The organism is Echinicola sediminis (assembly GCF_054777495.1).
Window position 1 is genome coordinate 1 of the sequence record NZ_BAAHAP010000155.1, and the last position, 7,390, is coordinate 7,390.

The window sequence follows — 7,390 nt, forward strand, 5'->3', positions numbered from 1 at the left end:
GTATTGGGAATGGCATTACTACCCTCTCGGCTCAGGAAATAGAAGGCTTTTTAGAAAGTTACGGTCAAAAAACAGCTGAAAAAGAAATTGTCAAATTTGTTCCTGCCAGTGGGGCTGCAACAAGAATGTTCCGCGATTTGTTTTCCTATTTGGAATCGGATGATCAATCTATCACAAAACATCCTTTTGTTCAAAAATTTATTTCAAATTTGAAATCGTTTGCATTTTTCAAAGACTTATCAGAAGTACTTTCGGAAGCAGGAATGGACATCGAGGACTTGCTTAGAAAGGAAGATTACCCCACCATCATCACTTATTTACTTCAGGACAAAGGACTTGGCTATGGTAACCTTCCAAAGGGATTACTGAAGTTTCATCGATACGATGAAGGTTGCCGCACCCCTGTTTATGAACATTTTATTGAAGGAATTCAATACAGCCTTGGCAAAAACAATACTGTAAGGCTTCATTTTACGGTTTCTCCTGAACACCAGGATAAATTTGCTGATAAGGTGGACTATTTAATAACAGTGCTCAAAGAACGATTCCAGGTGAATTTCGAAGTGGGATTCTCTCAGCAAAAAAAATCAACGGACACCATTGCGGTCAACCTGGATAATACTCCGTTTACTTTGGAAAATGGGGAATTTCTCTTCCGGCCAGCTGGCCATGGCGCTTTGCTCGAAAACCTTAATGAGATCGACGCAGATATTATATTTATAAAAAACATCGACAATGTCGTTCCCGATCACTTAAAAGAAACGACCAGGAGATATAAAATCGCTATTGGAAGTCTTTTATTGGATGTACAGACAGAAGTTTTTTATTTGTTGGCTCAACTGGAAAGTTCCAGCGACACCCAACTTATCCACAAGGCAGTAGCCTTACTGGAAAACAAATTGGGCTTCAAGGTACCGGCGGATTTTGGGGAGCTATCCATTGAAGATCAAACAAAATACCTTTACAGCAAACTTAACCGACCTATCAGAGTTTGTGGCATGGTAGAAAACACAGGAGAACCTGGAGGGGGACCTTTTTGGGTCAAGGAAAAGGATGGGGCTCTTTCACTTCAGATTGGAGAAACCGCCCAACTGGACATGAACAATCCTGAGCATGTCAATATATTGAAGAACTCCTCACACTTTAACCCTACCGACTTGGTTTGCGGTGTTAAAAATTTCAAAGGAGAAAAGTTTGACTTGTTGGAGTTCAGAGATCCTGACACAGGGTTTATTACCGCAAAATCCCAAAACGGAAAAGAACTGAAAGCGCAGGAACTGCCTGGACTTTGGAACGGTTCTATGGCGGGATGGAACACCATTTTTGTAGAAGTACCCTTGGAAACTTTTAATCCTGTCAAAACCATTAACGACTTATTAAGAGAACAGCACCAATAAGTGATACCCCCTATCAAAATAAAGTCCAGATCCGAAACACTATCAGATCTGGACTTTTTTTTTACCCGGATTCCAGGTCTTGGAATTATGGTTTAGAACCTGCCAGTTGCCGCCTGACCACCAACAGATAAACCACTGTATATCAACAAAAAAGCAGAGAAAAATTCTCTGCTCTTTATTTTTGAAAACTAAACCAACTATTATTTAACTACCACAGTTAAACAAAAATAGTAATTTTTACCTGCATTCAAAATAATTTATAAAAAAGGTATGTTATCGGCTATTTTTTGTTGCTCACCTTATAAAGTATACCCAAAGCCAGGCCTTGGCTGTACTGTATTCCTGCATCCTGGTCGATATCGTATAGGTTGATACTGGTAAATGTCACATTGATCAATTCAGTGATCTTAGCCGTCAAAGTCACATCCAATCTATGGTCTATATTTTCAAATGATAGCGTCTCATAGTTTGCATACATTTGGTACCGGGATTTGATATTGAAGTTCTCGGCAATATCCTTATCCCACTCAGCAAAAACCTGTAAAGCCAACCATTCTGTGCGTACTTTATCTCCTACCGGAACCCCGTAATTATCCGGAACATTAGCAGCAATGTCGGTATTGGTCACAAAAGTCCATCGCGGAGAAAAGGGGCCTATCCGTAAGTTGAACTCATTACTTGGTTTGTATTCGATACCCAAGGAGGTGGTCAAATATCCGGGCGCCATAAAATCGGATATCAAGGTCCTTTCATCTTCTCCATAGTTATAACCTTTGGCAAACTGAGAAAGGAAATTGGCGGAGAAATAAGTTCCCCAATTTTTCGAAAGCTTATATCCTACCTTGGAATCGAAAAATATTCGGTCATTGGACTTTCTGGACTGCTCGCCTTGGTTTTTCACCACTCCAAACAGCAATTCGGCCTGGTTATCCCAAGTCCACTTTTCCTTAGCATAGTTCGCTTTTCCTGCAAGAATGGTACCTAGGGCAACTGAATTCACCCCACCGGACTTCCAATTACTACTAAATGCTGCCTGGTTGAAATTAAGACCTCCGGAAAACTCTTTCACCCAGTAAGAAGTATCACTTGCAGTTTTTACAGTATCATCGACCTCAACTTGGCCATAAGTTCCACAAACACTAGTCATCCAGATCAATACAAATAAAAATTTCTTCTTTGAAAAACGCATTTTTAATAGATTTATTAAGAAATTGAAACAAAAGCACTGTTCAAAATTATGGAAAAAGAATCTGAAAACGAATTAATCGTCAGAGATTATTTGGCTCGGCAAAGAACCAAAATGGCCAATGACCGGACCCTATTATCCTATATCAGAACAAGTCTTTACTTTTTGGTCAGTGGGACTGCCTTGGTCAAAGTAGAAGACCTGGAGAACATCAAAGAATTTGGCTATTTGTCTTTTGGCATCAGTGTTGTCTTTTTAATCATGGGATTCACCAATTTTATCACCATTCGTAGAAAAATTAAAAAAGGGCACTATGCCAAGATGTAACTTATGACAACAGAAATCATCATCGTTCTTACCATCATTGGTATCGCCCTGGTGCTTTTCCTATCCGAAAAGTTCTCCATAGACACCGTTTCCATCATGGTCATGGTCACTTTTATGGTCACGGGTGTGCTGGACTTTGAGGAAGGAGTAGCCGGCTTTAGCAACCCGGCCACCATTACTGTCTGTGCCATGTTTGTCATCAGTGCAGCCGTCTTCAAAACCGGTTCACTCAACTCCATTAACCTTATTTTTCTCCGAATGAGCCGAAACAATGAATTCATGTTTCTGCTGACCTTGATGATTTCGGCGGGGATACTTTCTGCATTTATCAACGATACAGCAGTGGTCGCCCTTTTGATGCCTACCATACTCAAGATATCCAAAGACACCCAAATCCCTCCTTCCAAACTTTTGATGCCCTTATCCTTCGGTTCATTGATGGGGGGAGTTTGCACCTTACTTGGGACCAGCACAAACATCCTTGTCAGCGGTATAGCACAAAGTAACGGACTCCAACCTTTTGGCATTTTTGAGATGAGCGGCATGGGCCTCATTTTTCTTCTCACCGGGATTGCTTACATGATGACCATAGGACGCTGGCTTGTCCCTACCAGACAGCCCTCCAGAGAACTTTCAGAGACCTTTGACCTTGGAGATTATATCACTGAAATATTTGTCACCAATAAATTTGAAGATATCGGCACCTCCATTAATACCTCAAAGTTCTTTAATGACTATAATGTGGAAGCCATACAGATCATCCGTGAAAATGGAGAAGTCATCAATGCTTACAAATACACCGTCATCAGGATCAACGACACCATTAGGGTAAGCTGTGACAAGGAAACCCTGACCAGGATCCGAAATGTCCCCGGAATAGAGCTCAAGATAGACCTAAAATTGAAAGATGAAGACTTCAAATCCCAAGGATATAAGCTGTATGAAATGGTGGTCCCGCCCAATTCCAACCTGATCAACAATACCGTAAAATCCCTGGATTTCAGGTCCACTTATCCAGGCCTGACGGTTTTGGCCATCCGGCACCGGAATGATATCCTGAACAAAAAGCTAAAGCATACAAAAATATCTGCTGGTGATGTGCTCTTAGTAAGGGGTGATGAGGATGTGGTAGGCCAAATTAAAAGGGGAGACAACCTTCTGATCATTTCTGAAGCCAATACCCCACGATTAAACTGGCGAAAAATCGCTTTCACCATGATGATTGTAACGGCAGTGATCACCCTTGCTGCTTTGAACGTACTCTCCATCCCTGTTTCTGCTACTTGTGGCGTGGTCTTATTGATCATGTTTAGGTGTATCAGTACAGAAGAAGCCTATCAAGCCATCGACTGGAAGGTACTGTTTATGCTGGCCGGAATCCTTTCTATGGGCACCGCACTGGAAAAAACCGGAGCAGCCAACCTTTTGGCGAATGAATTGGTTGAGCAACTTGACACCTATGGCCCCCAAACCATTATGAGCATTGTCTTTGCCATTACGTTTTTGACTACTAATGTCATGTCCAACAATGCCACTGCTGCGCTCTTGGCCCCTATCGCTATTTCCATAGCCAGTGCCCTGGAAGTGAGTGACCGGCCTTTTCTGATGGCCGTCACCTTTGGAGCTTCTCTTAGCTTTATGACGCCCATGGGCTACCAGACCAATACCATGATCTATACTCCCGGTAATTACAAATTCACGGACTACCTCCTTGTAGGTACACCGCTGAACCTCTTATACTGGATCATAGCCAGCATGTGTATCCCTATTTTCTTCCCATTTTAAAAATAGCCCTTCCGCTATTTCTGACTGTGCTACAATTCCTTAATTTTGCAGCTTAAACCTGCAACAATTGGAATACTTTAAAGAAGAAGCTGGAACACTGGTCAGTTTTATAATCGTCATCATCGCCTTGCTTGCCGTTGACCTTTTTGTTTTCAACAGAAAGGCCCACAAAGTCAGTATAAAAGAAGCAACACGATGGTCGCTGGTCTGGATAAGCCTGGGACTGCTGTTTGGTGCTTATATCTTTTATAACCTAGGGGCAGAAAAAGCCTCACAGTATTATACCGCTTTTCTGATCGAAAAGGCTCTCAGCGTTGACAACCTATTCGTTTTCATCATGGTGTTCAGGTTTTTCAAAGTCCCGGACATTTACCAACACAAGGTCCTTTTCTATGGCATTATAGGCGCCATAGTCATGAGGGCAGTGTTCATCTTCTTTGGTGTAACCCTGATCGAAATGAGCTACCTCCCTCCTTTTGAGCTGGCGGGAAAAACATTACATATTAATGTTGTCATGAGCCTGTTTGGACTGTTTTTAATTTATGCAGGCTGGAAGTCCTGGCAACCTGAATCCGAGGAAGAGCAGGCAGATTATAACCATTCTGTTGGGACAAAATTGATCCATAAGCTCTTCAGGGTAAGTCCTGAATTTCATCAAGGCCGCTTTTTTGTCCGGATAGATGGAAAAAGGTTAGCCACTCAATTGCTGGTTGTCCTGGCGGTAATTGAATTTACCGATTTACTCTTTGCAGTGGATTCTATCCCGGCCATTTTTGCTGTATCGGACGATCCCATCATCCTCTACACCTCCAATATCTTTGCCATCTTGGGTTTAAGGGCCTTGTATTTCCTACTGGCAGGAGCATTCGAGATGTTCTCTTATTTGAAGTATGGGCTTGCTGCTATTTTGGCTTTTATAGGGACTAAAATGGTTTTCTCTTCGATCTATCATATTCCTTCCACTTTTTCCCTATTGATTGTCGGCATCATCTTGGCAGTCTGCATACTACTCTCCCTTCGGAAATACAAACTCCAAAGGGCTTATGCCAACGTTAGAAAATAATTATCGACTCCATTTCCTCAAGATCCTTAAAGAATAATTTTACTTCTGGTAAGTTTTTTGTTCTGTAAAATGCTGAACAAATGACCTTGCACATGAAAGCCTTAGGAATTACACTGATTATTATAGGGGTATTAATGTTTATGGTATCGGGATTTTCCATTACCACAGAAGAAAACTTGATCGATATTGGGCCAATACATATCAATACAGAAAAGGAAAACAACATCAATTGGCCCCCATATACTGGGGCAGTGGCAGTACTGGCAGGTATCGGCACACTCATTCTTTCAAGAAAAAGATAGGCCCTTCGGGAAAATTCATCTCTTTTCCTTTAATTTTATGCCCAAGACCATGTCTCGAGCAGCTTTCATCCACCAATGAAAACTGCCAATTGATTGATCTAAACACTAACCTACCAAAAATTTGAAACTAGCAGCAGTAGACATAGGGTCAAATGCCATAAGACTGCAAATCACCCATGTAACCCATTATGAAAACAACATCAATTTCAAAAAAATCGAATATGTCAGGTTTCCTCTAAGGCTTGGAAAAGATGTTTTTCATGATAAAAGAATCAGTGACTTCAATCGGCGAAAATTCGTAAAGCTGATGAAAGCCTATAAGCTCTTGATCGACTTATACGAAGTGGACGACTACATGGTATGTGCCACCTCCGCCATGCGTGAATCAGATAATGGCAGAGAAATAGCTGATGAAGTCAAAGAGGACATCGGGTTAAAAATCCAGATCATTGATGGCAACAAGGAAGCAGACCTTATCAATATAGCCCTGTGGAGTTATATCGACCACAGACCCTACCTGCATATTGATGTAGGGGGTGGCAGTACGGAACTCAACATCTACCAAAACCAAAAAAAGATTGCCAGCAAATCTTTTAAAATAGGCTCGGTCCGAACCCTGGATAATGGCAAATCCCCTAAGGTGTGGAATGCGATGAAAAGCTTTATCCAGGAAAACGTGGACAAAAAACACCGCATTACTTGTATTGGTACCGGTGGTAATATCAACAAGGTCTTTGAGTTGTCCAATCCCCGAAAAAACAAAAGGTACCTCGATATCAGCAAAATCAAGGAAATCAAGGCCTATCTGGAGGAGTACAGTTATGAGGAGCGCATCAATCTGCTCAACCTCAATCCGGACCGGGCAGATGTGATCATTCCTGCTTCCAATATTTACTTGGCTGCCATGGAAGCCGCAAATGCCAATAAAATGATCGTTCCCGATGTAGGCCTGAAAGACGGACTGATGAACGTGCTTTATGAACGTAATAAATCAAAAGTCGCCCCAATTTGATTTGATCAACAAAAAAGGTTCTATATGGAATACTGTGGGTAATCAAATTTAAGTTATTAAGAAGATCTAAATGACTTGATGTCCAAAGAGGCCCTTGCTTTAGCGGAAAAGATTTTTCACAATTAACAGGAAAATCAGCTAAAGCGGACAACTTAGACACTTCTGGCCCTGGGTTGGCACCCAGGGTTATAAATGTTTTGCCCTTACAGGGCTATAACCATTATTAAAAAAACAATCACAGGAGCACCCTGAAGGGGTGCTATATGGATAACCCCGGGCCTGTCTGCCCAGGCAGGCAAGACAACAAAGGAGGCGCAG

General features: G+C 41.7%; 7 protein-coding genes. 6 read left to right on the forward strand and 1 reads right to left on the reverse strand.

The window, feature by feature from the left end:
* Positions 1 to 1,397, forward strand: a 1,397-nt coding sequence (locus ACYVAA_RS21610; protein WP_460545871.1) for a DUF4301 family protein, incomplete at its 5' end; no start/stop codon positions are given.
* Between the two features lie 280 nt (positions 1,398 to 1,677).
* Here the strand turns inward: ACYVAA_RS21610 and ACYVAA_RS21615 are convergent.
* The gene (locus tag ACYVAA_RS21615) at positions 1,678 to 2,586 is read right to left on the reverse strand and encodes a DUF3078 domain-containing protein (protein ID WP_460545873.1); all 909 of its coding nucleotides are present in this window, start codon (positions 2,584 to 2,586) and stop codon (positions 1,678 to 1,680) included.
* 48 nt (positions 2,587 to 2,634) lie between these two features.
* Here ACYVAA_RS21615 and ACYVAA_RS21620 point away from each other — a divergent pair, with 48 nt between their 5' ends.
* The 5 genes from ACYVAA_RS21620 (at position 2,635) to ACYVAA_RS21640 (ending at position 7,072) form a co-directional block, all read left to right on the forward strand.
* On the forward strand, positions 2,635 to 2,910 hold the full coding sequence (locus ACYVAA_RS21620) for a DUF202 domain-containing protein (RefSeq protein ID WP_460545875.1): 276 nt from the start codon (positions 2,635 to 2,637) through the stop codon (positions 2,908 to 2,910).
* A 3-nt stretch (positions 2,911 to 2,913) separates the two neighbouring features.
* Positions 2,914 to 4,695 (forward strand): SLC13 family permease, encoded by a 1,782-nt coding sequence (locus tag ACYVAA_RS21625; RefSeq protein WP_460545877.1) that lies wholly within the window; start codon positions 2,914 to 2,916, stop codon positions 4,693 to 4,695.
* A 67-nt stretch (positions 4,696 to 4,762) separates the two neighbouring features.
* Positions 4,763 to 5,758, forward strand: a complete 996-nt coding sequence (locus ACYVAA_RS21630; RefSeq protein ID WP_460545879.1) for a TerC family protein — start codon at positions 4,763 to 4,765, stop codon at positions 5,756 to 5,758.
* Between the two features lie 92 nt (positions 5,759 to 5,850).
* Positions 5,851 to 6,060: a hypothetical protein gene (locus tag ACYVAA_RS21635; RefSeq protein WP_460545881.1), complete on the forward strand. Its 210-nt coding sequence runs from the start codon at positions 5,851 to 5,853 to the stop codon at positions 6,058 to 6,060.
* A 121-nt stretch (positions 6,061 to 6,181) separates the two neighbouring features.
* A complete protein-coding gene (locus ACYVAA_RS21640) occupies positions 6,182 to 7,072 on the forward strand; it encodes a Ppx/GppA phosphatase family protein (RefSeq protein WP_460545883.1) in 891 nt (296 codons plus the stop codon).
* Positions 7,073 to 7,390 lie beyond the last annotated feature (318 nt).